Source organism: Neobacillus sp. K501 (genome assembly GCF_053749995.1).
Genome location: NZ_JBSLYA010000004.1, coordinates 317,809 through 342,334, shown reverse-complemented (window position 1 = coordinate 342,334; position 24,526 = coordinate 317,809). Strand labels below are relative to the sequence as shown.

Genomic DNA, 24,526 nt, shown 5'->3' with positions numbered 1-24,526 from the left:
TCTGCAGGTAAAGGCCAAAGTCACCAAGCTTCGACTCTAGAAAAAGGAACCTACCCCAGTCCCAGACTTGTCTTTCTTCACATGAAGTTGGGTGTGGCATGGAAATGTGCAGGTAAAATACTAGATTCCGCAGGTAAACCTCCCAAAAGGGCAGGTACCAAGATCTAATCTGCAGGTAAAGGCCAGAGCCCCCAGGCCCCCAAGCCTCGACTCAAGAAACCAACCCCCACCCCCTCGAATGTATAATCTCCAAAAAAACCGTCCAAACTGGAAATACTAGATAAATAGGAGGCAGGGACTATGAGGAGAGATATGAAGGATCTGTTTATGGATTTGATGAATGTGAAAACGCAGGAATTGGAGCAGTGTAACCAGGAGCTGAGTCAGGAGATTCATAATCCAGTGATTCGAAAAGCTTTAATGACCTATCGTTCCGAGTTGCTGGAATGCTTGGAGACATATGATTTTTATTTGGGGAGAGATATTTCCTAGTAAAAAAAGCTGGCGACTCGACTGAAATCGCCAGCTTTCCTATTTTTAATCAAAAGACCCCACAGTTTGGAACAATTCATTTTCCTGTGGCGTGACGTAGATCGTACGGCTCGGGAAGGCGACTTCGACTCCTTCTTCCTCTAAAATCCCCATGATCTCTAAGTTGATTTCATGTTTGATTTTCAAATGCTCGGCCCAAACGGTCGAATTGGTGAAAAAGTATAACAGGATATCGAGGCTGCTTTCATTATAATGATCGAAGGCAACCATAATCGTATCCGGATGAATATCTTGATGATTCTTTAGCATCGCTTCAGTCCGAGCGACGACTCTTTGAATCTGATCTTTCGTCGTCCGATAGTTTAGCCCCAAATGAAACGTGATTCGTCTTTTTCCCATCCGGCTCCAGTTGGTAATCGGCTCGTTGGCCAGTGTCGAGTTTGGAACGGTCACGAGCGCTTGACTAAAGGTACGGATTTTTGTGCTGCGGAAGTTAATATCCTCTACGGTTCCCTCCACGCTTGGTGTTAAAATCCAATCGCCAATTGAAAAAGGTTTTTCCGTGACAATCACGATTCCGCCGATGAGATTGCCGACCGCCTCTTTCGCCGCTAAAGCGAATGCTAGACCTCCTAACCCAAGACCCGCGACCAGCCCATTGACGTCATAATCGAATTCTTGACCAATAATACTGACACTGATGGCAATGAGGATGACCCGGATCGTTCTTGAAATAAACGGAAGGAGAATTAAATCAATCTTATTGTTCATCTTTTCATTCACACTAACGAGAATTCCAGTAGTCGGAGATGACAGGTTAAACAATCCCCATGTAATCAAAACAATCACCATCGATCGCAAAAACTTTAAAAATAAGGCGTTATGCTGCTCGATAAAAGGGAAATAATCCATTGCAACATACAACCCTATAATAATAAACGCCCATCCTAAAGGACGTTCAAAGCTTAAACAGATTTGCGTTAAAATTTCCGTTGGTGTTTTTCTAGCTAATTTTACAATCAATTGAAAGACATATTTGGTAAATAGGTTTCGAAACAGGATAAATGCAGCTAAAATTCCAAGCGAAATCCCTAAATTTTTTAACATGTCGTAGTCTGTAAAAAACGATTCAAAAGACATTCTCAAACTACCTCTCTCATACAATACTTTTTTCGAAGTAAATCATTACATATCTTAACTTTTTAGGCAAAGGATTTGAATATATCAAAAGTCTTAAATTTGATCAGTAGCTTTTTTTACAAGAAATAACGAATTTCACCATATATCGATCGTAAAATTGTTGTATGATAAAATTATCCAAATTTTTAATAAAGAGGTTATGAAGTATGATCGAGCTCTTATCCAAGCTTGAGTCAGAGAAGGATAAATGGATTTACCAGGCCATCGATGTTTTTGCGGAAGGCTTTCTTCAGAGGCAGGAGCTATTAGCGGATTTAGGCGCTGACCAAACAGCGGAGAATCAAATTATCCAAATAAAAAACCAGGTACACACCATCCGCAGGCAAAAAAACCAGGAGCTGGAAGCCATGAAAAAGGTGATCCGGCAGCTGAGTGAGACGTTGAATGATGACGAAAAGAGTTATGAAAACGACGAGAAAAACTTATTTTACCTAAGAGCGGATCTAACGTTATTAACAGACAGCCTTCATCGTTTGGATGGACTACGGATGGAAAAGTTTGATTATCGGGTGGAGGATCATTTCAGCTTTGAAAAAGGGAAAGTCATTTTCAAAGATAGGAAGACTGATAAGCTGGTTGATACATATCATTTGCTAGAATTGGCGATGCTTCAACATTATGAAAAGCAAATGAGGCAGTTGGTAAAATCGCTGGAAACGGTCATGGACAATCTGGATAGGAATCTAGATTTTGAAACCACTCCGTCAATCAGCGGGCTGGCATTAAAACATGGAAGGTTATCGAATCAGTATCTTCTCTATCGGAATTTCGAGGAGGATTTCTCGATTGTCGAAGAGACATTGGACGACAATCACAAGACCATCCACCAATATTATCAGCAGCAAATCCAGCATATGGTGAAACAGGGCAAACAAGCATTTAACGATTTATTGGAATCAAAACATAGTCTTTATCGCGTAGCAGAAGAAGAAGTGGGAGCGAAGAAACAAAAGCTAGAACTGAACAAACAGGAAATGAAGGAGCTTCAAGAAAAATTAGATCAGGCAATCTGGGAATGGAATCCGATATTGGAACGGTCACGACAATTGGAGGAAATTTTAAAAGAAGAGTTTGTGAAAGCAGTCACAGCATTGCAGACGCCAATGTTATCTCCAGATGTGTCTGATTCGGAAAAATGGGCGTACCACCAGTACAGTCAAATCTTGTTAAAACAAGCGGAAAGGATAATTGGAAATGACGACATCTAATACAACCATTGATGAAAAATATGAAGCGGCGATTCAGTCGCTGAAAAAAGTTAATGACGAGCTTTTCTATGATGAGTTAAAAGAACTGATCAACGAGCGGGAAGAGGTCATTGTCGAGAAGAATGAGGCAGTATATGACAGTATTGAGAAAATGAGTGAAATACTAAGGCACTTTCCGTCACAGTTAAGTGAACAGTTTAAAGAAGAAGTGATGGATCCTCAGTCGTTATTGTTTAACCAAGGTATGGAAAGACTGAATGAAAACCTCGTGACCCTAGAAGAAAAAGCAAGCGAGTGGCAAAAGGAATATCAGGCATACTTAAAGAAAACGGAAGCGCTGCTTGCCGACCTTAATAAACTAAAAAAAGACGACCACGACTTTATCCAAGCACAAACGGAAAAAATATTAAAAACCGTTGAAAATCAGTTAGAGTCTAAAGTTGTAGCGGGCATTAAAGAGCAAGAGTCGCTGGCTAATCAACATTTTGAAATCTTTTCCCAGCAATTTCAGTATCTCTTACATGAACTACATATTTTAAAGTCCAATCAAATTTCTTTGGATGAAGAATGGACCCAAAGGTATCTAGAAGGGAAAGAAGAGCAAAAGAAGCTTGAAAAACAGCTGGACGAAAGATTTGAGCTCGCGTTTAAGAAAGATAGAAATAAAGAAAATGTCTTGAAAAAATGGCTGCTTGGTTTGGGAATCGGCCAAGGTATCACCATGATTGTTTTGATATTGCAGTTTTTCTTATAGACGGGAGTAGGTTATAACTATAGCTTCACTCTTACAAATCTAAGAAACCCGAATCATATGATTCGGGTTTCTCTTCTTTAGTCTAATATCGTCACATTGACTTGTTTTCTACCCCATTGCACTGCTGCTTCTTGTGTTGGGATGAAGATATCAATGATGTTTCCTTTAATCGCTCCACCCGTATCTCCGGCAATCGCGTTTCCATAGCCTTCTACGTAAACCTTCGAGCCTAGTGGAATGACGTTCGGATCAACGGAAATGACCTTCGCATCTGGATTCGCTCTTAAATCGATTCCTGTGCTGGTAATTCCCGAACAGCCTGCGCAATTAGCCGTGTAAGCCGTTGCGGTAACGGTGATGGTTTTACCCGCTGCTTCGGCAGGAGCCGCCGCTTCCGATGTAGTCGTACTTGCCGCCGGTGCTTGTGCCGGAGCTGGAGCAGGCGCCGTAGCCGGAGCAGGTGCCTCGATGACGTTGTTGCTCGCCGACTCTTGTGCCGGAGCTTCTGTTGTCGTGTTGGCCGCAGCCGTTTGTGCCGGCTGACCGTTTGAATTTGGATGAATAACCAGGTTTAAGCCAGGTCTGATTAGGTCGGAACTTAAGTTGTTCCATCCTTTAAGGTCTTCTACGCTTGTCTCATTTGCAAGGGCGATGTCCCATAACGTGTCGCCAGGTTGCACTATGTATTGTTTTTCTATGAAAATAGTAAGCTTGTCATTTGGATGGATCAGATCAGTAGATAACTGGTTCCATGTTTTAATATCGTCTACGGTAACATCCTGATAATTTCTAGAGATTCCCCAAAGTGTATCTCCTTTTTTAACCACTACTTCCTCCGCTTGGGCAGTTGCACCGATAGCACCCGAGATTGTAACTGCTGCTAGCATTGAATATACGTGTTTTTTCATTCCTATTACCTCCAACTTTTTTTATTCGCCTGAGTTGTTAGAGATATGATAACACGAAATACTCTCAGAAAAAGAACAGGCAGATGTTAATTAAGTAACATCATTTACAGCTTTATCACAATAATATTTCGAGGCGTCTAACTCCCTTTTTCGCAGGGAGATGGTTTTCCTGTACTGGATAGACTTCATAAGTGTCCTATTTAAGGGGAATAATGATGTAGCAAAGTATAGAAATTTCATCTATAATTTACCTTTATTGTTTGAAAAAGTTGGTGAAATGAGATTAAACGATTTAGATTAAATATACAGTTTTTAATTCTGCTATTATTGGCCTTTACAATGGTGGGCACTTTTGTAGGAAGTGTGATTTCAGGTATTTTGGTAAGTAAGAATAACATCGAGAAAAATTATTTAAGTGAAAATGAATTTTATGCGAAGAAGCTTGCTGCTTCAACCGATTCCCTTTTTAAAGATATGATCGATCAATTAACGATGGCATCAAAAAATCAAGAATTTTTATCTACTGATCCTAATGCCATTTATAAGAAGTTAGATCAACTATTGCAAGGGCCTGACTTTTTTAATTCAACTTGGTTTGTCGATGCTTCAGGTAAAGTTATCGCATCCGCACCTAAGCTAGACTTGGAAGGAAGTATACCAAATTCGCTTGGTGTTAAGGAGGCTTTATTAGAAAGAAAGCCCTTAATTTCAGTGCCTTATACCGGAATTACAGGTCAACTCATCCTGCTCATTTCTGTTCCTATATTTAAGGAGGATGGTACATACGCAGGGTTCCTTGCGGGAACGATCCATTTATATGAGAATAATAGCCTCAAGGAAGTGCTTGGAGAACATCCGAAAAGTGAAACCAATTCCTATGTATACGTCGTTGATTCAATCGGTAATATTATTTATCACCCCAATGCAAAAAGAATTAATGACAATGTGATGGAAAACATGGCGGTGAAACATGTTCTTAACGGGGAAAGTGGAAGCCGAGAAATCGTGAATTCAAAGGGAGTTTCGATGTTAGCTGGCTATGCGCCTGCAAAAGAGACAACAAAATGGGGGATTGTTTCGCAAACACCAAAGAAAGCCGAATGGGGACCGATTATGGAATATGCAAAACAGGTCTGTCTTACAATTATCCCTTTTATGGTTTTTGGTTTTATCCTAACATATGTACTGGCTCAAAAAATAGTCAATCCCATTCGAAGTTTAGCGTCTTACGCACGCAAAATAACGAAAAAAGAATCGGTACAAATACCCAAGATTCCCGACTGGTACAACGAGTTAATAGAATTAAAACGAGCCCTCCTTATGGCCTTTGAATCGTATCAGAAAAAACTGGAGGATGTTGAATATGAATCCAATCTGGACCCGCTAACTGGATTTTATAATCGGCGATCCCTTGATAAATCTCTGCATGAGTTGGAGATGTATTCGATTATCTTATTAGATATCGATCACTTTAAAAAGGTGAATGACGAGTACGGTCACCAAAAAGGCGATGAGGTATTAAAGTTTCTTGCTGGAATCATAAAAACAGAAACCAGGGAAAGTGATTTGTGCTTTCGGATAGGGGGAGAGGAATTTTTGCTTATTCTTCCTTCGACTGATATATCTACAGCCGAATCCATTGCGGAACGATTAAGAAAGATAATAGCAGAGACGATAAGTCCGATTGGAAAAGCCACTACCGTTTCTATGGGAGTTGGTAACGTTCCTGAAACAGAAATCAATTATAAGGAACTGATGAAATGGACGGATCAAGCCTTGTATAAAGCGAAACAGATGGGGAGAAATCGAGTAGTGGTGGCGAAAAAAATGGATGATTTTCCAAAAGGGAATGGTTATTGACCATTCCTTTTTGGCGGTTTGTATTTCACGTACAAAAATTGTATATCGCTACATTCCTTATGAAAGCGGTTGCGGACTGGCTGTTATGGAAGTAAAGTGATGATAGTTGATCAACAACCACATCAAGGGGGTTTAGTGATGAATACAAAGATGAAGAAGTCTTCTAAAGGGTGGGAGTTTTTCCAGGGTCTTGGGAAGACGTTTATGCTTCCTGTAGCTTTATTAGCATTCATGGGTTTGCTTTTAGGGATCGGCAGTTCTTTTACAAGCCCGACTACGATTGAGAACTTGCCATTTTTAGACCATAACATTATCCAGATAAGTTTACGGTTCCTTTCAATGGTTGGTGGGTTTGCGTTTACGTATTTGCCACTTTTATTTGCTGTAGCGATTCCACTTGGATTAGTTCGCTATGAAAAGGGTGTTGCTGCTTTTGCAGGTCTTATCGGTTATATCATGATGCATTTATCGATTCATTTTTATCTTACCGAAACCGATCAGCTTGCCGCAGCAGATGTGATGAGACAAGAAGGACAAGGAATGGTTCTTGGAATTCAAAGTCTCGAGATGGGGGTACTAGGCGGAATTATCGCTGGTATAGCGGTTTATTTGCTTCATCAGAAGTTTCATACGATTAAGCTGCCAAATGCCTTTGCCTTCTTTGGCGGACCAAGATTTGTTCCAATTATTACTTCGATTGTACTGTCTGTTGTTGGTTTAGTGATTCCAATGATTTGGCCGTTGTTTACGATGATTATTAATGGAATTGGCTCAATGATTTCGAGCGCGGGTGCATTTGGACCATTCCTATTTGGTGCCGGGGAGAGATTACTCCTTCCATTTGGATTGCATCATATATTAGTTGCAATGATTCGTTTTACAGAAGCCGGAGGAACCATGGTTGTAAACGGCGAGACGATCTCAGGTGCGCTCAATATTTTCTATGCGCAGCTGAAAAGCGGAGAGCCGATTAGTGCATCGGCTACAGCCTTTCTTTCACAAGGAAAAATGCCAACCTTTATGTTTGGTTTGCCAGCTGTCGCTCTAGCGATTTACCACACAGCAAAACCGGAGAATCGTAGTAAAATTAAAGGTCTTTTAATCTCTGGAGTGATTGCTACGTTTGTAACAGGGATAACAGAACCGATTGAGTTTTTATTCTTATTCCTTGCACCGGCTTTATATGGAATTCATGTGGTGTTAACCGGTCTAGGGTTTATGATTATGGCCCTTTTAAATGTAAAAATAGGGAATACAGATGGGGGAATTTTAGACTTCTTCATTTTCGGAATCCTACAGGGAACTGAATCCAAATGGTATTTAGTATTAGTCGTTGGCGCGATTTGGTTTGCGATTTATTATTCGGTCTTCCGCTATGCCATTACCAAATTTAATTTAAAGACTCCTGGGCGGGAAGACCAAGTGGAGACGGATGAATCGACAGCCCCAGTCAGTAAAGATGGGAAAACTAGTCACCAGGCTAGAGAATTGTTAAATGCTTTAGGCGGATCAGCGAACATTGCCTCCCTCGATAACTGTATTACTCGATTGCGATTAGTTGTCGATGATATGAAAAAGTTAGACGAACCTGCATTGAAGAAAAATGGCGCACTTGGTGTCATCAAGTTAGATGCTCATAATGTACAAGTGGTGATTGGGCCACAGGTAAACCATGTGAGAGTGGAAATGGATAAGCTGATGGCACAAATGAAAAAGAGTGGATGAGAATTTCATCCTCTTTTTTCATCCCCCACAGACAACGTGTAATGAAACACCTAGAAAAATAGTGAAAATGAGGGATAGTATGAATCGTCATTTTGATCAAACGATTAATAGAATCGGTACGTATTGTACCCAGTGGGATTATATTGAGGATCGATTTGGATCTAACGATTTACTTCCTTTTTCCATCTCGGATATGGACTTTCAAAGTCCGACGGAAATGATGGAGGCTATCAAAAAACGTACGGAACATGGGATTTTTGGTTATACGAGGTGGAACCATGCTGACTATAAATCATCGATAAGCGGTTGGTATCAAAAAAGATTTTCTGCGGATGTTTCAATGGATTGGGTGATCTATAGTCCGAGTGTCATTTATTCGATTGCAAGATTGATAGAGATTTTATCAGTTGAAGATGATCACGTAATTATGCAGGTACCAGCCTATGATGCCTTCTTCCATGTCATCAACGAGTCGAAACGTAAGCTTGTTCCGAACCCGTTGTTTTATATGAATGGACGTTATGAGTTGGATTTTGATGATTTGGAAAAAAAGCTGTCGCATTCAAAAGCTAAGGTCTTATTGCTTTGTAATCCCCATAATCCGACGGGGAGGGTATGGACGGAGCAGGAGTTAAAAAGAATCGTCCAGCTGTGTGCCCAGAATGATGTAAAGATTATTTCGGATGATATTCATATGGATATTACCTATCCTGGCCAACCATTTATTCCGATTACCAGTGTAGCGGATGATCTCCAAAATATTTATATCTGTTCATCTGCCAGTAAAACCTTCAATACACCCGGATTGGGTGGATCCTATCTATTGATTCCTAACGAAGAGACGAGAGAAAGCTTTATGAAGCTTTTAAAATACAGGGATGGAGTTTCCAGCGCCAATATTTTTGGAGAAATTTCTATTATAGAAGGATATCGACAGGGAGATCCGTGGGTTGATGGGCTTTGTTCCTATCTGTATAATAATATGAAATTAGTGAAGGAATTCATTGATCAAGAACTGCCATCTATCCAGTTTCATATCCCTGAATCTACTTATTTAGCATGGATTGACTGTACGGAGCTTGGAAAGACCAATCAGGAGCTCCAGCAAGCCCTCGTTGAAGTAGGGAAGGTCGGAATCATGTCTGGTGAAGTCTATGGTGAGGACAGAGGAGTCTTCTTACGAATGAATGTTGGTTGTCCGCAATCAAAGGTCATTGAAGGTTTGGAAAGACTCAAACGCTCCGTTCTATTTCTTACATCGTAGCTAGATTTGGTAGGGTAACTTGATCCATGGCATTTAAAGGTGATCATATGCAATCTTTTATGAAACGGCTTATCCAGCATCGGGATCAATTGAGCCAACTGGAAAAACAAGTTCTGGACTATATCATCCGTTACCCGAAGAAGCTTATCCATTTAAAACTAGAAGAGGCGGCAAAGGAAATGTACGTTTCGACGGCCACCATCAGCCGTACATGTAAAAGGCTTGGCTTTCAGGGCTTTCAGGATTTTAAACTCCAGTTACATTTAAACATTGGCGAAGAAGCTCCAGTTGAAAACCGAGGAATTTCAGAATCCTTATCTTCCCATGTCAAACGTTATGAAAGAGATATCCAAGAAGTACTAAATAGAATCGATGAAGAGAAGCTGAACAAAGCGGCTTCGATGATTGTTAAGGCAAGACATGTAGAATGGTTCGGTATGGGCCATTCTTATTCTGTTTGCTGGGATACTTCGAAAAAACTGCTCATGTTAGGCAAAAGCAGCATGGCCCGCATGGATTGGGATGACATGCGTAGTGCTGCCTTTAACCTAAGAACGGATGACCTTGCCATTTTTGTCTCTTATAGTGGTGAAACCTTACATATTTTAGAATATGCCCATATCTTAAAGGAACGCGGAATCACCATTCTATCTCTCGTTGGAACTCCATCTAACCGTTTGGCAGAGCTATCGGATTTTGTTTTTTACACCCCTATCGAACATTGCTACCTTGATGATATTGATATGTGCTCCCGAGCACCGTTTCAACTGTTTTTGGATTTACTGCTTATAGAATATCGGAAAATGAACAGCAGAAGGAACTAAGGTCTGGGTACTAGCTTCAGTTTCTGCCACACCCCTTAATCTAGTCACAGGGAGAGGACTTCTACAAATTAGTGTTGCTAAAATGGTGCCTGCTAAGGTAACTCCTGAAAAGGAAATTATAACAATGTTGCTGGATTCTTGTATAAAAAATCCTATGACACAAAGAATATGTGTAATTAACTTCCAGATTAGGAGTGGATTACATGTTAAATATATGGGAAACTGTCATGGATGCAATGAAATCATTGACCGTTCAAGATGAAAATCAACCTCTTCATGTCGGAGAAGTGATGTCATGCTGGATTTACTTAGCAGGGCTTGAATTAGCTAAAGTATCTGTTCAAGCAGGTATAAATACCACAACGGATGAAGAACTAAAAGCAATACTTGAAGAAGATATGAAACTTGGGACCAGTCAAAGGGAACGACTACATGATTTCATGGTGAAGGAAGGAATTACTTTACCTCCTGCCCCTGAAGATTTGCCTGTAGCAGACCCTAACAGTATTCCTCTTGGTGTTAAATTAACGGATGATGTGATTGCAAACGAATTGTCTTTAAAAATCGTTAGCTTAATTATGCGTGCTGCAGGTGCAGCCTCCGAATCGATTCGTACAGATGTCGGTTTATTGTTTATTCAGTTTCAAGCTGAAAAATTTGCTTTCGCAGCTAGATTAAAACATTTAATGCGCAAACGCGGATGGATTAAAGTACCCCCGTTTTACGTTCCACCTGGTTCACAGCGTCAATAAAAGCATTTTGATGGTGTATGAACAAAATACAGGACCAACCGTAATGGTACGGTTGGTCCTAACTATGTTATTTGCAGTCCTTGAAGCTTTATCTTCTTCTCCGTTTGAAAAGCGAAGGTTACGATGTTTCCGCGGTCACTATGAGCAGTTCATAATGCCCCAAGCACGAAAAGAAGAGGCTCCGCGGTCATTATGAAAGGATTATAATGCCCGAAACACGAAAAGGAAAGGCTCCGTGGTCATTATGAAAGGTTTATAATGCCCGAAACACGAAAAGGGAAGGCTCCGTGGTCATTATGAAAGGTTTATAATGCCCGAAACACGAAAAGGAAAGGCTCCGTGGTCATTATGAAAGGTTTATAATGCCCGAAACACGAAAAAGAAAGGCTCCGTGGTCATTATGAAAGGTTTATAATGCCCGAAACACGAAAAGGAAAGGCTCCACGGTCATTATGAAAGGATTATAATGCCCGAAACACGAAAAGGAAAGGCTCCGCGGTCATTATGAAAGGATTATAATGCCCGAAACACGAAAAGGAAAGGCTCCGCGGTCATTATGAAAGATTTATAATGCCTGAAATTCGAAAAGGAAAGGCTCCGCGGTCATTATGAAAGGTTTATAATGCCCGAAACACGAAAAAAAGATTTCCGCGATTTATATGGGAGATTAACCAATCCTGTCCTAATGAGCCACTGATTCAGACTCGATCATCCTTGGAATCATCATAAACCCAAAAACATTTGAAAACATTTTATATCAATAAATAAAGCAATGAGAATTCATGTGCGAATTTGATGTGACCCCCAAAAGTTAGAGTTTTATATTATGCAGCCAATTGGCTGGTATGGATACGGTATTGAACCGGACTCATGCCAGCCAATTTTTGTTTTATTCGCTTGTTATTATAATAATTGATATATTCTTCAATTCTCTTTTTTAAGTCCTCGAATGAGCACAGTGCTTCCCCATAATACATTTCCTGTTTTATTAACCCGAAAAAGTTCTCCATAGGCGAATTATCTAAACAGTTTCCTTTTCGAGATATACTCTGGAACACCTTGTTTTCCTTGAGTGTTTTTACCCATTTCTTATGTTGATAATGCCATCCTTGATCAGAATGTAAAGTAGTTCTGAACTCTGAATCTTTTACAATTTCTAGTGCTTCCTCGAGAGGTTTGAGCGCTAATTCTAAGGTCGGACGCATACTTATCCCATATGAAAGGATTTCGCCATTGAACATATCCATGATTGGATTTAGATACAGTTTTACACTGTCTGAACACTTGAATTCTGTAATATCTGTTGTTAATTTCTGATGACATACATTTGTGTGAAAACGACGATTTATACGATTCTTGGCAACAGTTCCATTAGTTCCTTTGTAAGAACTATACTTACGTGATTTTATTCTAAACTTATCACCTTTAAGACCAAGTTCATTCATGATCCGTTGAACCTTCTTATGATTCACTTTGATTTCACGATTTTTCAATTCTAGTTTGATTCTACGGTACCCATAATTCCCATTATTCTCTTCAAAAATGGATTGAATACTTTCCTCCAACTCTTGGTCAGGATTCTCCTTCCTCATCATTTTTATATGATAATGGTAGGAGGACTCAGGAATACCGACTATTTGTAAGATATCTTTTAATTTGAAGATTTCTTTGAGTTCGAATGATAACGCTGCTTGTGCTTTTCGAGATAGCTTTCCGGATCCATCTGAAAAGCTCGCAACTTTTTTAAGTATTCCACCTCTAATCTAAGAAGCTCGTTTTCCCGTTCCAATTTTTGTTCGTAAGTCATTTCTTTTTCTTCGGTGTGTTTATTTTTTCTGTTCTTAGCTTTATCAGACATGGATGGCCGTCCTTTCGGTCTATCCAGGGCCTCAGCACCACCTTCAAGAAAAGCCTTCTTCCATGAGGCTATCGTAGGGGAGTTTGTTAGCCCAAATTTAAGGGCTGTTTCAGTTTCTGAAGCACCTGTTCTTTCCATAAAGCTTAATACATCCAGCTTGAATTGAACAGAATATGTTTTCTTATGTTTCTTCCTCATTAGACCTTCCACACCGAATTTCTCGTATACTTTTACCCATCTCAAAATTGGTGTACTATCCTTCATACCATACTTTTTAGCTAAAAGGATATATCCCAATTTCCCTTCTCGATACTCTTTGACTAACATTAACTTAAATTGTTCACTATATTTAGCCATAAAAAAACACCCCAAAAATTAGATTTCACTCTAACTTTTGGGGTGCAGTACAATTCCATTGCTTTAATTTATGTTTATTTGCTGTGAAAACACCAAGTGTGAAGTCTTAGATAAATGCCATTCCTTTCTCTCAAGGTATTATCTTAGTAGACCTAGCTCTTTCCGCCGTCCGATGAATCTTCTCGCTTAAATAAGGCTTTAAAACAATCCCAATAAGCAAGCAAATTCCCATAAAAATAAGCATGTAGATGGCATCGTGTACGACGATTGACTTAATCATTCCGCCAACTGTTTCCCGTAGCATGCTGCCAGCATAGGTAAACGGCATGAATGGGTGCAACTTTTGGAAAAAGGCAGGGGTTAGGCTTACGGGAAAGGTGGCACCGGAACTGGAAATCTGCAACACCAATAAGATAATCGACAAGCCCTTTCCAATATTGCCAAACACGGAGCATAGCGTATAAATCATGATAATAAATACCATGCTGATGAAAATACTTAGCAAAACAAACCAAAGCTTGTCTACAACATAGGTATCGATTAAAAATAAATCTCCTAATGTGACAATAACCGCTTGAAGGATACCGATGGTCAAAAACGTTAACAGTCTGCCGAAATAAACTTGGTAGTTTTTATATTGATTTTCCGCGTCCTCCACATCCACTCTCAGCGAAGACACCAGAAGTGTCCCGCCCACCCAAAGGGCCAGCATCGTATAAAACGGAGACATCGCTGAACCGTAATTTGGAATGGGGAATATCCGCTTCGTTTTTAATAGAACAGGCTCTGCTAAAAAACTGCTTTCCTTTTCCGGGTCATGCTTTAAATATTGAATTAATTCATTGATATTGACACTGCTCTTAAACTTTCGCAGTCGATCTGCGGCGGTCCGTATTTTGTCCTCGAATCCTGGTAAATCGTTTCTGGCAAAGTTGGCTGCTTTATGGATAGCCTGCTCCACCGCTGGCAGCTTAGTGCGAATGAGATCGGCCGCATTCCGAATATTAGCCTCGAGTTTCGGTAAGTCGTTCCGGACAAAATCCGCTGCCCCATGGATTTTTTGTTCTATCGTTGGTAGATCATTTTTGAAAAAATCTGCAGCCGTAGCCAACCCCGTTTTGATCCTATCTACATTTTCCTGTAAGCCTGCCCGGGCATTCTGAATGTTTCCGTGTATGGTTAATAATTCATTGTACAATGCCGTCAATTGCTCCTGATTTGTTGGTGTTTCCGATTGATTGATGCTATCCATCGCTTGTTTTATTTGAGTTTCGATTTCCGTTAATGTTGTCTCCATCTCATTCATGATGGAGGTGGTGGTGGAAAGGTCTGAGAGTCTTTCTTGAATCGAGACGATCTTTTCACCCGCATCTTTTACAAGCGGCAGGTTTTCCTCGACTTTTAAAACACTTGCCCCCGCCTGTTCGAGTTCCGGTATCCGCTGTTCCAGGGCGATAATTTGTTGACCTTTTTCACGAATTTCCGGAAGTTTCCCTTCTAATTCTATTGCTTTCCGTCCCATTTCTTCGATTAGCGGTAGGGAATTTTCAAGTTCGAAGAGTTGGTTTTCCACCGACAGAATCGAAGGTAAATCCTTTTCTAATTCAACCCCGGCTTTATAAAAAGCAGAGAAAATCGCATCGCCAACCGTTTTTGTAAAAGATTCACTAATTTGTGCGGTGACACCTGTCGCACCAGTGGTGGTAATTTTCGGAGCAACCGCATTGATTTTTTCATTAACACCAAAAATGATTTCCGGCTTTTTCGGCTCTTCTTCTAAAATACTAACCATGTTTTTTGAAAAATCCTTCGGAATGAGGAGATAGGCGAAATAGTCTCCATTTCTTACGCCGCGGATTGCTTCGTCCTTGTCAACAAACACCCAGCCAAGCTTCTTATTCTTTTTCAGATTATCAACCGTTACCTTACCAACATTGATTTTCTGCTCCGTTAAATCGACGACCGCCCCTTCATCCTCATTGGCAACGGCAACGATGATTCCGGACGTATTCCCGTACGGATCCCACATCGACTTGATGTTGAACCAGGCATACGCGGAAGGAAGTAGCGTCAGTCCAGCCACCAATAACACTACGGTTGGAACCCGAAAGATATTTTTCCAATCCGTTATATAGATTCTCAGGATTTTGCCCATTGAAAAAACACACCCATTTCACAGCATAATATTTTATATTGTTGTAATTACGAGTGTTTTTATCCAGAACAAAACTTGAAATGATTTTGTATGGTTTTGTCGAAATATTTTCTTGTTTACAATCAACTTTAAATATAGTATAAAATTTAGTAATTTCTGAATTTTTTAGAAACTAAACTTTTAAAGGGGTTTTTACATGCGAAATGAAACAGTAGAGTTGCTCCAAAGTCATCGATCGATTAGAAGGTTCAAAGACAAACCCATTCCACAAAATATACTTGATGAGGTTCTAGCAACGGCACAATGGGCACCTTCATCTCACCATGTACAGGCCTATAGCATTATTGTTGTCGATGACCAGGAGAAAAAGAATATTTTTGCTGAGATCGCTGGAGCTCAAAAGTATGTATCAGAATGTCCTATCTTTTTAGTATTTTGTGCTGATTTTTATCGACTGAGTTTAGCCAGTGAAATGTGGGATATGAATTTTGAAGTGAACGAGGTTGAGAATGTATTAGTTGCGGCGGTGGATACAGCCTTGGCAGCAGAGAATGCCTTCATCGCGGCACGCTCTTTTGGACTAGGGGGAGTCATGATTGGTGGAATACGTAATAATCCTAGTAAAGTAAAAGAACTTCTCGGACTGCCGGCGTATACGATTCCCATTATGGGAATGTGTTTAGGTTACCCAGCCCAAGAACCATGGCAAAAACCTCGAACCCCAAAGAATACGGTTGTCCATTATAATCAATATCAATCAAAAGAGGAAATTGTCGAAGGATTGTCCGTTTATGAAGAAATTTCTTCAGACTACTATAACAGAAGGACCAATGGCGCTCGTACCGAAGGCTGGACAAAGCAAATGGCGCACTATTTAAGTAAGCCTAGGCGAGTTCATTTAAAAGACTTTATTAAAGAACAGGGATTTAATTTTGAGTAAAAATAATAAATAGTATTTACAAAATCAATTCTGAAAATTTATAATAATTGTAATATTCCTGTTGATACATGTAATACTCTTAGAAAACAAGTCAGATTAGAAGGTGGTGTTCCAGTAGGTTAGTAGTTTTCCTCCATCTACGCACATAACTTCTTAGAAGAGCTTTCCATCCTGTGTCTGTCATTTAGCTGCCATTATCTAAAAATAAATATCCTAGACCAGGGGTGCAGAAAAAAATTGTTTAGCCCAACTATCGCTATAAAATGGAACTATGTTCCGCTCAGAGGAACAGTTGGGAATTTCAGTAAAGAATTTAAAGGAGGTAACTATGGAGACGAATATTCAAAAGAACTCGAGTCAGGTTGAGGTTGGTTCAGGTAAGATTACCGGTTATCAGTGGAAAACACTTTGGGCTTCGACGGTAGGGTATGCGATGGATGGCTTGGATATGATGATTCTTGCTTTCACGATGCCGCTGATCATTGCTTATTTTGGAATCAATGCTGCTCAAGCGGGTAGTGTTTCAACTATCACCCTGCTAGGTTCCGTAATAGGTGGAATTGTCTTTGGTGTTTTAGCAGATAAATATGGGCGTGTACGGGTGTTTACCTGGACGATATTGATTTTCTCCGTCTTTACGGGACTTTGTGCGCTCGCGCCAAATCTTGAAACATTAGCTGTATTCCGTTTTCTAGCTGGCCTTGGACTTGGGGGAGAGTTCGGAATCGGGATGACGCTTGTCAGTGAGGCTTGGCCAAAAAAATATCGTTCACGTGCAACAGCGGTTGTAGCGACTGGTTTCCAGTTCGGGATCGTCCTAGCAACGTTGGCTGTATTATTCATCGCTCCAAAATTCGGCTGGCAAGGAGTATTCGTTGCAGGGGTGCTGCCAGCTATTTTAGCTTTCTGGTCCCGTAAGAACTTAGAAGAGCCAGAAATCTGGGTGAAATTAAAGGATCAAAATAAAAACAAAGTCGCCGTCGGCCAATTATTTTCCTCACCAAAAGTAACAAAAACTACGATCGGCTTAATCATTGCGACCAGCGTTCAAAACTTCGGGTTTTATGGAATTATGACTTGGATGCCAACGATGCTGGCTACTGAGTTAGGTGTGAGCTTTAACAAAACAACTTTGTGGACCGTTGTCACCATTGTTGGAATGGTGATCGGCATTATGGTTTTCGGAGTCTTGGCTGACAAAATTGGCCGCCGTCCTTCTTATTTAATTTTCCTTTTCGCATCCGCGATTATTGTCTGGATTTATTTCCAACAGAGCTCGATGGCGGTTTTATTGGTACTGGGAGGAATTTTAGGATTCTTCGTAAATGGAATGATGGGCGGTTATGGTGCCCTTCTTGCTGAAAACTATCCTACAGAGGCAAGATCTTCGGCAGAGAATGTGATTTTTAATATCGGAAGAGCGGTTGCTGGCTTTGCTCCTTTCATCATTGGGTATATCTCTTTAAACCATTCCTTAAGTTATGCACTTAGTTTAATCTCAGGAATTTATCTTTTATCAGCACTTGCGTTTATCTTCTTAATCCCAGAAACAAAAGGAAAAGAACTTACGTAATAAATCCATCTTCCCTATCTCTCAATCGAGTAGGGAAGATTATTTCTCTCACAAATGGAACGTTGTCCCGCACAACAGAACACTAAATTTACTGCAAAGGAAGAACGAAGATGGAATGGTTAAATCGCTTTACAGAGGTTATGGACTGCATTAGTAAAAACCCCATTGAAGGGATTGGCATCAGTGACCTTGCAAGGAAAACCAATCTAAGTAAAAGCACGATTCATCGGATGCTCAGCAGCATGATATCGCACCAGCTGGTTACGCAAAATTATCAAACAAAGCAATATGTATTGGGACCTAAGGCCTTATTTTGGGGGAGCCAATTCTTGAGGTCACAAGACCCCTTTGGACTAATGGGGCAGTACTGTGAAGAGATTTCAAGGGAAACGGGTCTCTATTCCTATTTAAGCCGCTATCAAGGAGACCAAGTTTATTGTACCCATACTCATCAGCCCTCTCAATTGCGAAATAAATTTTTTGTTCATGTTGGTCAGCGGATGCCATTCTATTGTACGGCTGCATCTAAGGCGATTTTAGCCTATCAAGAGCCGGGAATCATTCGTTCCTGTCTTGAAAGAGAAACACTTACTGCGATTACCCCCTTTACCATCACTGAACGAGATGCGTTAGAAAAGGAGTTAGCAAAAGTAGTGGAAGAACAGGCAGCTTTCTGTCTCCAAGAATTAGAAGTAGGTGTTTCAGCTATTTCTGTTCCTATTTTTCATGAAGAAGGAAAAACAGCGATGAGCCTAAGCGTGGTCGGAGAGAGTACCTTAATTGAAGCGAATAAAGAGGCGATTGTCCATCAGTTAAAGATCGTTTCGAATCAAGCAAGTGAGCATTTAAAGTCGATGCATTCGCTTACCTCTATAAAATTATAGGAAAAGCGTAGGCTACCTGGAGCTGGACAATTCTCAAAGACAAAATTTTTACTTTCTTATCTATAGAAAGGAGTTAGATGATGACTGGTCCTTTAAAAGTAGCTGTGACGGGAGATTCTTTCATCACCCAAAGGCTGCCAAGAAATGAAAATGATTTATTAGAGATCCGCGATTTCCTTCATGATTTTGATGTGAAATTCACGAATTTTGAAGTGACGGTCCATCACTTCGACCAATCCCCGGCTGCCACGAGCGGTGGAACATGGGCTGCAGCTCGTCCTGGAGTGGTAAAGGATTTAGGATGGCTTGGATTTAATCTGCTGGCATGTGCTAACAACCACAGTCTCGACTGGCATCATGGTGGATTGCTTTCAACGATCAATGTATTGGAAAAAGAGGAATGGGTCTTTGCTGGAATTGGGAGAAATCTAGCAGAAGCCACCCAGCCCAAATACCTGGAAACAAAAAATGGCAGGGTCGCAATGATTTCGGTGACATCTTCCTTTGATGAGTGGCACCGAGCAGGGGCACAGCGGCCGGATGTTCCAGGAAGACCAGGTGTTAATCCACTTGGACATAAAAAGGTTCATAGAATCAGTAAGCAGTATCTTCAGGTTTTAAAAGAAATTGATGCGAATTCCGAAGTGAACGCCAAACGGAATTTAAATGTCAAAGAGGGGTTCTGGAAGGATTCAAACGGAGGATACATTTTTGGCAATCTTTATTTTGAAGAAGGAGATTCAGGAACTTCTACTTATATGAATCTAGCGGATGCTGAACGAATTTCCAATGCGATTCAAGAGGCATCGAGGCAGGCCGATATTGTCTTTGTGAGTCTCCATGCTCATGAAATGAAGGGGGAAGAGAAGGATAAACCGGCTGATTTCTTAAAAGAGTTTAGCAGGTTTTGTATTGATAAGGGAGTTCATGGGGTAATCGGTCATGGTCCGCATATTCTTAGAGGAATTGAAATCTACAAAAAAAGACCGATTTTTTATAGCTTAGGAGATTTTATTTTTCAAAATGATACGGTTGAAAAGCAGCCTGCGGAATTTTATAACCTTTACAATCTTGACCATCGTCATACTACAGCGGATGGAATGGATGCAAGAAGTCAACATGGAACAAGAGGGCTCGCGGCTAATCCAAAGGTATTTGAATCGGTGATTGCCTCTTTTACGATCGAAGCTGGAAATATAGCGGAGATTGAACTTACACCCATCACTTTAGGTTTTGAACAAAACCGGGCAAGAAGAGGGAAGCCTAGGTTGGCAAATGAGGAGAACGGAAACAGGATTCTTGAGGAACTGAACGATTTGTCTAAGGAGTTTGGTACCATTGTCACGATAAAAAATGGCAAGGGGTATATTGCTTTGTAGTTACTTTCACTAAAATGGAGGACACTCCTATGGAAAAAAGGGAAAGATACGAAACGTTATTAAATAAAATTAATCAATATAATTCTGGTGAGAAGGGAATCACTCGGATTGCTTATTCGAACGAAGAACAAGCTTGCACCCATGCCCTAATGAGAATGTGTAAGGATGCCAAAATGACCGTCAAACTGGACCCTGCAGGAAATTTGATTGCGAGAAGAGAAGGAAAGCGAAATGAACTTCCACCAGTCGTGATCGGGTCCCATATCGATTCGGTTTATCAGGGAGGAAAATACGATGGAGTTGTGGGCGTTACGGCCGCACTTGAGATTATCAATCGCCTCAATGAAAAAGGAATTGTGACGGAACATCCGATTGAAATCATCTCGTTTGCCTGTGAAGAATCTTCACGCTTTGGTGTTTCCACTATTGGCAGTAAAGCGATGGCAGGTCGAATCGTTAAGGAGAAATATCGCCAGCTTACCGATCGTGATGGGATATCAATGGAAAAAGCCTTTTCTCTATGCGCTCTTGACTTTAATGGGATTGATCAAGCGAGTCGCGAAAATGAAAGATTTGAGGCATTCTTCGAGCTACATATTGAACAAGGACCCGTGCTGGAAACGGAAAAGAAAAAGATTGGGATTGTGACTGGCATTGCTGCTCCTGCTCGGTTTATTGTCAAGATCTTCGGAAAAGCTTCGCATTCTGGAACCACTCCGATGTACATGAGAAAAGATGCTCTTCTTGGAGCCGCAGAAATTTCATTAGCGCTTGAAAAAGCCGCCCATCTTGAAAAGGCTTTTGGGACTGTTGCAACTGTCGGAGTGCTAGGTGTTAAGGACGGTGCCATGAACGTTGTACCAGGGGAAGTAGAAATGAAAATCGATATTCGATCTTCCTCGATTGAGTCAAGACAACGTGTCTTAAACCACTTTTATCAAGCAATTACTTCGGTTGAACAGGAAAGAGAGCTTCTGATTGATTATAGGGAGATTAGTATGGAGGAACCTGTGCTTCTTTCTTCTGACCTATGCCATTTGCTAAGCCATATTTGTGAAGAGAAACAATTACCTTACAAGCTTATGCAAAGCGGGGCAGGACATGATGCAATGAATATGACAGGTTTTGGTCCAACTGGGCTGATCTTTATCCCATCAGTAGATGGTTTAAGCCACCACCCCCATGAACATACCGAAATGGAGGATATCCTAACGGGGATCGATGTTTTAGAGGCAGCTGTCCTTCATACGGCAAAGGTAATTTTAAGGGGGGAGGATTACATTGAAATTAACAAAAGCACAAATTCTCTCAAATGAACAAATTAGCCGAAGGTATTGTCATATGAAAATCAGTATTGCTGAATGGAGTGTAACCGAGGTCAAACCGGGTCAGTTTTTTCATATACGAACAACTGATAACTACTCTCCGTTGTTGAGGCGTCCGTTTAGTATCTATCGAATAAACGAAACGGATAACACATTGGAATTTCTTTACCTTGTCAAAGGTGCAGGGACAAAGAAACTGGCTGAAAGAAAACCAGGAGAGCTTCTAAACATTCTCGGTCCTCTTGGAACTTCGTTTACAGTCCCGGAAGGAAGCAAAGGCATCCTATTGGTGGCTAGAGGAGTAGGAATTGCGACTCTATCCGCACTCGCATTTGCGGCTGGTCAATCGGGGGTACCTTGCTATGCGATCTTAAGTGCCAGATCCAAAGAGGATATTTTAGTAGAAAAAGAACTTACAGAAGCTGGTATCAAAACGTTTCTCGTCAACGACCAAGATGGCTCAAGCGACCCCGTGGCGGTTAAGCAGTTGGCGGAAGACTTGATACGCAGCGGGAAAATGGATTCCGTTTATACTTGTGGTTCTAAAAGGTTATCTATATTAATGAAGGAAATCGCTGAGAGACATGTTTTATTTGCTGAAATCGCCCTAGAGGAAAATATGGGCTGTGCGATGGGAGCATGTTTCGCATGTGTTTGTGATATTCAAGAAGGCGACGAAATCCGAACGATTCGGATTTGTCAGGATGGTCCTGTGCTGCCGCTAAAGAAGGTGGTTTTGTCATGAGGAATTTAGAAGTTTCCATTGGAAAGCTTATATTGAAGAATCCGATTATGCCGGCATCCGGAACATTTGGTGAAGAAATGGCAGGAATCCTGGATTTTAATGCCTTAGGAGCCTTGCTACCAAAAAGCATTACGAAAACGGTGCGAAAAGGAAATCCCACACCAAGGATTTGCGAAACAACAGGCGGGATGATTAATTCCATTGGGATTCAAAGTAAGGGGCTTGAGTATTACCAAAAAGTGACGGTTCCTTTCTATGGGCAATTTACGAGTCCTCTTATCGCGAGCATTTCGGCAGACAGCATTGATGAATTTGCGGAGATGAGTGAAGAAATTGCCGCCATGAAGGAAGTTGCGGCGCTCGAGCTGAATATCTCGTGCCCCAATTTGAAAAATAACGGGCTGGCATTTGGGATGGATGAAAACGTCACACGCCGCTTAGTGAATCGTGTTCGCCAAGTAACAGACAAACCGATCATTGCGAAATTATCGCCGAACGTGACAAATATCGGAACGATTGCCCTGGCTGCGGAAGAAGGAGGGGCTGATGCCCTCACAGTAGCAAATACATTCATTGCCATGTCCATTGATATCCACACGAGGAAACCGAAAATTGGCAATGTCATTGGGGGAATTTCAGGTCCTGCGATCAAACCACTCGTAGTGCGTTTGATTCATCAGGTTTATCAGGTTTCCTCACTGCCGATAATCGGCTGCGGCGGTGTGATGAATGGGGAAGATGCGATTGAGATGATGCTTGCCGGTGCCACAGCGGTTCAAGTAGGGACTGCTAATTTTATCAATCCAACAGTGATGCTGACAATTATCAAAGAAATCGAAAAGTATATGGAGCAGTACGAGATTCATAGTTTAAAAGAAATCATCGGTGCGGTGGAAATAGTGGGAAGGAGTGATCAAAATGATATGGGATCATGTCATTAAGAATGGTTATATCTATAATGGAACGGATTTTTTGAAAGGAAATTTATATATTAAGGATGGAAAAATTGCGGCCATATCCGAAAATGAACTTGGCGGCGTAGCGAAAAAAACGACGGATGCAGTTGAGAAGTACGTACTTCCGGGTTTTATTGATACACATGTCCATTCGAGGGATCCGGGTGCAACGTATAAAGAGGATTTCTACTATAGTACGCAAGCAGCTGCGGCTGGCGGAATCACGATGGTTTTTGAAATGCCTAATACCAATCCGCCAATTAATAATGTTGAAAACCTTCATAAACAAAAGGATAACCTAACTCCAAAAGCGCATGTTGATTTTGGAATCTGGGCGATTTGCCTTGGTGATTTGAACATGAAAGATATTGTCCCCCTTCATGTAGCGGGCGTCATTGGCTTTAAGTTCTTCTGGGGCTATGCGATTAATAGCAACACCTTTCAGTTGATGTACAACTACAAAGATGGTGATGAAGGAGTGATCCCGCCGCTGCCAGATGGTGAGGTTTATGATATTTTCAAGGAAGTGGAAAAAACCGGTCAGCTATTAGCTATTCATGCGGAGAACAATGAGATTATTCAGCGATTGACAAAGAAAGTTGAGGATTCTGGTCGCAGGGACTATGAAGCCTTGCTGGAAGGAAGACCGAATTTAGCTGAGGAAATGACGATTCAATCAGGGATTGCGATGGCCAAAAAACTCGGGACACGTCTGCATATTCTTCATGTCAGCACAGGTGAAGGAGTCGAATTGGTCCGTCAGGCACAGCGTGAAGGCTATCCGATTACATCCGAAACATGCCCGCATTTCCTATTCTTAAGCAATGAAGATTATGAAACGATTGGGCCGCAAATGAAAGTGTATCCTCCTGTTAAATATAAAAAGGATCAAAATGAATTGTGGCAAGGAATTCAGGATGGAACGGTGAGTATCGTTTGTTCGGACCATGCCCCACATACGGAGGAAGAAAAGGATGGAGATTTATGGTCGATTCCTGCCGGGATGTGCGGTGTGGAAACCCTTGCGCCACTTATGCTTAATGCCGTAAGTGAAGGCAAAATCACACTTCAACAAGCATGTGGACTATTAGCGGAAGGTCCAGCAAAGCAGTTTGGTATTTATCCGCAAAAAGGATCTCTTGCTCTTGGTACGGATGCGGACATTACCATCGTGGATATGAACAAAGAAATGATCATCAAAAGAGAGAATCTCCACAGTAAAAGCAAGGTAACCGCCTTTGATCAGTTTTCGATTAAAGGAGTACCGGTAAATACCATCGTTCGCGGAGTTACGGTCATGGAGGATGGGCAAATTGTTTCGGAACCAATCGGGCAAATGGTGATGCCAGAAAAGAGGAGTGAATAGG

21 protein-coding genes are annotated in these 24,526 nt (G+C 41.1%); 16 read left to right on the top strand and 5 right to left on the bottom strand.

Annotated features, from left to right (window positions below; translation table 11 throughout):
• Nucleotides 1-300: 300 nt before the first annotated feature.
• A complete protein-coding gene (locus ACWM35_RS12280; protein WP_454818768.1) occupies nt 301-492 on the top strand; it encodes a hypothetical protein in 192 nt (63 codons plus the stop codon).
• A gap of 45 nt (nt 493-537) precedes the next feature.
• Here ACWM35_RS12280 and ACWM35_RS12275 read toward each other — a convergent pair whose 3' ends face one another.
• Complete coding sequence (locus tag ACWM35_RS12275) at nt 538-1,632, bottom strand: mechanosensitive ion channel family protein (RefSeq protein ID WP_454818766.1); 1,095 nt, start codon at nt 1,630-1,632, stop codon at nt 538-540.
• A 206-nt stretch (nt 1,633-1,838) separates the two neighbouring features.
• On the opposite strand from ACWM35_RS12275, the gene ACWM35_RS12270 reads away from it, so the two are divergent.
• Together ACWM35_RS12270 and ACWM35_RS12265 are read left to right on the top strand one after the other, a co-directional pair.
• The gene (locus tag ACWM35_RS12270; RefSeq protein ID WP_454818764.1) at nt 1,839-2,900 is read left to right on the top strand and encodes a hypothetical protein; all 1,062 of its coding nucleotides are present in this window, start codon (nt 1,839-1,841) and stop codon (nt 2,898-2,900) included.
• Nucleotides 2,887-3,654, top strand: coding sequence for a hypothetical protein (locus tag ACWM35_RS12265; RefSeq protein WP_454818762.1), 768 nt, complete (start codon nt 2,887-2,889; stop codon nt 3,652-3,654). The genes ACWM35_RS12270 and ACWM35_RS12265 overlap by 14 nt, the downstream gene beginning before the upstream one ends.
• A gap of 77 nt (nt 3,655-3,731) precedes the next feature.
• Here ACWM35_RS12265 and ACWM35_RS12260 read toward each other — a convergent pair whose 3' ends face one another.
• A complete protein-coding gene (locus ACWM35_RS12260; RefSeq protein WP_454818760.1) occupies nt 3,732-4,562 on the bottom strand; it encodes a LysM peptidoglycan-binding domain-containing protein in 831 nt (276 codons plus the stop codon).
• A gap of 363 nt (nt 4,563-4,925) precedes the next feature.
• Here ACWM35_RS12260 and ACWM35_RS12255 point away from each other — a divergent pair, with 363 nt between their 5' ends.
• From ACWM35_RS12255 to ACWM35_RS12235, 5 genes are all read left to right on the top strand, one after another.
• Nucleotides 4,926-6,422: a sensor domain-containing diguanylate cyclase gene (locus ACWM35_RS12255; protein ID WP_454818758.1), complete on the top strand. Its 1,497-nt coding sequence runs from the start codon at nt 4,926-4,928 to the stop codon at nt 6,420-6,422.
• A 138-nt stretch (nt 6,423-6,560) separates the two neighbouring features.
• On the top strand, nt 6,561-8,147 hold the full coding sequence (gene malX, locus ACWM35_RS12250; protein WP_454818756.1) for a maltose/glucose-specific PTS transporter subunit IIBC: 1,587 nt from the start codon (nt 6,561-6,563) through the stop codon (nt 8,145-8,147).
• Nucleotides 8,148-8,226: 79 nt separating this feature from the next.
• Nucleotides 8,227-9,411 carry a MalY/PatB family protein gene (locus ACWM35_RS12245; protein WP_454818754.1) on the top strand — a complete coding sequence of 395 codons (1,185 nt, stop codon included), beginning with the start codon at nt 8,227-8,229 and terminating at the stop codon, nt 9,409-9,411.
• Between the two features lie 26 nt (nt 9,412-9,437).
• The gene (locus ACWM35_RS12240) at nt 9,438-10,235 is read left to right on the top strand and encodes a MurR/RpiR family transcriptional regulator (protein ID WP_454818752.1); all 798 of its coding nucleotides are present in this window, start codon (nt 9,438-9,440) and stop codon (nt 10,233-10,235) included.
• Nucleotides 10,236-10,438: 203 nt separating this feature from the next.
• A complete protein-coding gene (locus tag ACWM35_RS12235) occupies nt 10,439-10,987 on the top strand; it encodes a DUF3231 family protein (protein WP_454818750.1) in 549 nt (182 codons plus the stop codon).
• Between the two features lie 824 nt (nt 10,988-11,811).
• On the opposite strand, the gene ACWM35_RS12230 is transcribed toward ACWM35_RS12235, so the two are convergent.
• The 3 genes from ACWM35_RS12230 to ACWM35_RS12220 all read right to left on the bottom strand — a co-directional run bounded on the left by ACWM35_RS12230 (nt 11,812) and on the right by ACWM35_RS12220 (nt 15,357).
• Nucleotides 11,812-12,738: an IS3 family transposase gene (locus ACWM35_RS12230; RefSeq protein WP_454818947.1), complete on the bottom strand. Its 927-nt coding sequence runs from the start codon at nt 12,736-12,738 to the stop codon at nt 11,812-11,814.
• Complete coding sequence (locus tag ACWM35_RS12225) at nt 12,639-13,202, bottom strand: helix-turn-helix domain-containing protein (RefSeq protein ID WP_454818748.1); 564 nt, start codon at nt 13,200-13,202, stop codon at nt 12,639-12,641. The genes ACWM35_RS12230 and ACWM35_RS12225 overlap by 100 nt, the downstream gene beginning before the upstream one ends.
• Nucleotides 13,203-13,332: 130 nt before the next feature.
• Entirely contained in the window at nt 13,333-15,357 is a 2,025-nt protein-coding gene (locus ACWM35_RS12220) for a YhgE/Pip family protein (protein ID WP_454818746.1), read from the bottom strand.
• Nucleotides 15,358-15,553: 196 nt separating this feature from the next.
• On the opposite strand from ACWM35_RS12220, the gene nfsA reads away from it, so the two are divergent.
• From nfsA to ACWM35_RS12180, 8 genes are all read left to right on the top strand, one after another.
• Complete coding sequence (gene nfsA / locus ACWM35_RS12215; protein ID WP_454818744.1) at nt 15,554-16,297, top strand: oxygen-insensitive NADPH nitroreductase; 744 nt, start codon at nt 15,554-15,556, stop codon at nt 16,295-16,297.
• A gap of 328 nt (nt 16,298-16,625) precedes the next feature.
• A complete protein-coding gene (locus ACWM35_RS12210; RefSeq protein ID WP_454818742.1) occupies nt 16,626-17,870 on the top strand; it encodes an MFS transporter in 1,245 nt (414 codons plus the stop codon).
• A 110-nt stretch (nt 17,871-17,980) separates the two neighbouring features.
• Nucleotides 17,981-18,754, top strand: coding sequence for an IclR family transcriptional regulator (locus ACWM35_RS12205; RefSeq protein ID WP_454818740.1), 774 nt, complete (start codon nt 17,981-17,983; stop codon nt 18,752-18,754).
• An 80-nt stretch (nt 18,755-18,834) separates the two neighbouring features.
• Entirely contained in the window at nt 18,835-20,133 is a 1,299-nt protein-coding gene (locus ACWM35_RS12200; RefSeq protein WP_454818738.1) for a CapA family protein, read from the top strand.
• A 29-nt stretch (nt 20,134-20,162) separates the two neighbouring features.
• Nucleotides 20,163-21,449, top strand: a complete 1,287-nt coding sequence (locus ACWM35_RS12195; RefSeq protein ID WP_454818736.1) for an allantoate amidohydrolase — start codon at nt 20,163-20,165, stop codon at nt 21,447-21,449.
• Complete coding sequence (locus tag ACWM35_RS12190; protein WP_454818734.1) at nt 21,415-22,203, top strand: dihydroorotate dehydrogenase electron transfer subunit; 789 nt, start codon at nt 21,415-21,417, stop codon at nt 22,201-22,203. The genes ACWM35_RS12195 and ACWM35_RS12190 overlap by 35 nt, the downstream gene beginning before the upstream one ends.
• Entirely contained in the window at nt 22,200-23,144 is a 945-nt protein-coding gene (locus ACWM35_RS12185; RefSeq protein ID WP_454818732.1) for a dihydroorotate dehydrogenase, read from the top strand. The genes ACWM35_RS12190 and ACWM35_RS12185 overlap by 4 nt, the downstream gene beginning before the upstream one ends.
• Nucleotides 23,122-24,525 (top strand): dihydroorotase, encoded by a 1,404-nt coding sequence (locus ACWM35_RS12180; RefSeq protein WP_454818730.1) that lies wholly within the window; start codon nt 23,122-23,124, stop codon nt 24,523-24,525. Before ACWM35_RS12185 ends, ACWM35_RS12180 begins: the two co-directional genes overlap by 23 nt.
• The last annotated feature ends 1 nt before the right edge of the window (nt 24,526 follow it).

Bases quoted from the DNA above. Each gene is read 5' to 3' on its own strand.
- ACWM35_RS12280 (WP_454818768.1), top strand. From the start codon at position 301: ATGAGGAGAGATATGAAGGATCTGTTTATGGATTTGATGAATGTGAAA.
- ACWM35_RS12275 (WP_454818766.1), bottom strand. From the start codon at position 1,632: ATGTCTTTTGAATCGTTTTTTACAGACTACGACATGTTAAAAAATTTA.
- ACWM35_RS12270 (WP_454818764.1), top strand. From the start codon at position 1,839: ATGATCGAGCTCTTATCCAAGCTTGAGTCAGAGAAGGATAAATGGATT.
- ACWM35_RS12265 (WP_454818762.1), top strand. From the start codon at position 2,887: ATGACGACATCTAATACAACCATTGATGAAAAATATGAAGCGGCGATT.
- ACWM35_RS12260 (WP_454818760.1), bottom strand. From the start codon at position 4,562: ATGAAAAAACACGTATATTCAATGCTAGCAGCAGTTACAATCTCGGGT.
- malX (WP_454818756.1), top strand. From the start codon at position 6,561: ATGAATACAAAGATGAAGAAGTCTTCTAAAGGGTGGGAGTTTTTCCAG.
- ACWM35_RS12245 (WP_454818754.1), top strand. From the start codon at position 8,227: ATGAATCGTCATTTTGATCAAACGATTAATAGAATCGGTACGTATTGT.
- ACWM35_RS12240 (WP_454818752.1), top strand. From the start codon at position 9,438: ATGGCATTTAAAGGTGATCATATGCAATCTTTTATGAAACGGCTTATC.
- ACWM35_RS12235 (WP_454818750.1), top strand. From the start codon at position 10,439: ATGTTAAATATATGGGAAACTGTCATGGATGCAATGAAATCATTGACC.
- ACWM35_RS12225 (WP_454818748.1), bottom strand. From the start codon at position 13,202: ATGGCTAAATATAGTGAACAATTTAAGTTAATGTTAGTCAAAGAGTAT.
- ACWM35_RS12220 (WP_454818746.1), bottom strand. From the start codon at position 15,357: ATGGGCAAAATCCTGAGAATCTATATAACGGATTGGAAAAATATCTTT.
- nfsA (WP_454818744.1), top strand. From the start codon at position 15,554: ATGCGAAATGAAACAGTAGAGTTGCTCCAAAGTCATCGATCGATTAGA.
- ACWM35_RS12210 (WP_454818742.1), top strand. From the start codon at position 16,626: ATGGAGACGAATATTCAAAAGAACTCGAGTCAGGTTGAGGTTGGTTCA.
- ACWM35_RS12205 (WP_454818740.1), top strand. From the start codon at position 17,981: ATGGAATGGTTAAATCGCTTTACAGAGGTTATGGACTGCATTAGTAAA.
- ACWM35_RS12200 (WP_454818738.1), top strand. From the start codon at position 18,835: ATGACTGGTCCTTTAAAAGTAGCTGTGACGGGAGATTCTTTCATCACC.
- ACWM35_RS12195 (WP_454818736.1), top strand. From the start codon at position 20,163: ATGGAAAAAAGGGAAAGATACGAAACGTTATTAAATAAAATTAATCAA.
- ACWM35_RS12185 (WP_454818732.1), top strand. From the start codon at position 22,200: ATGAGGAATTTAGAAGTTTCCATTGGAAAGCTTATATTGAAGAATCCG.
- ACWM35_RS12180 (WP_454818730.1), top strand. From the start codon at position 23,122: ATGATATGGGATCATGTCATTAAGAATGGTTATATCTATAATGGAACG.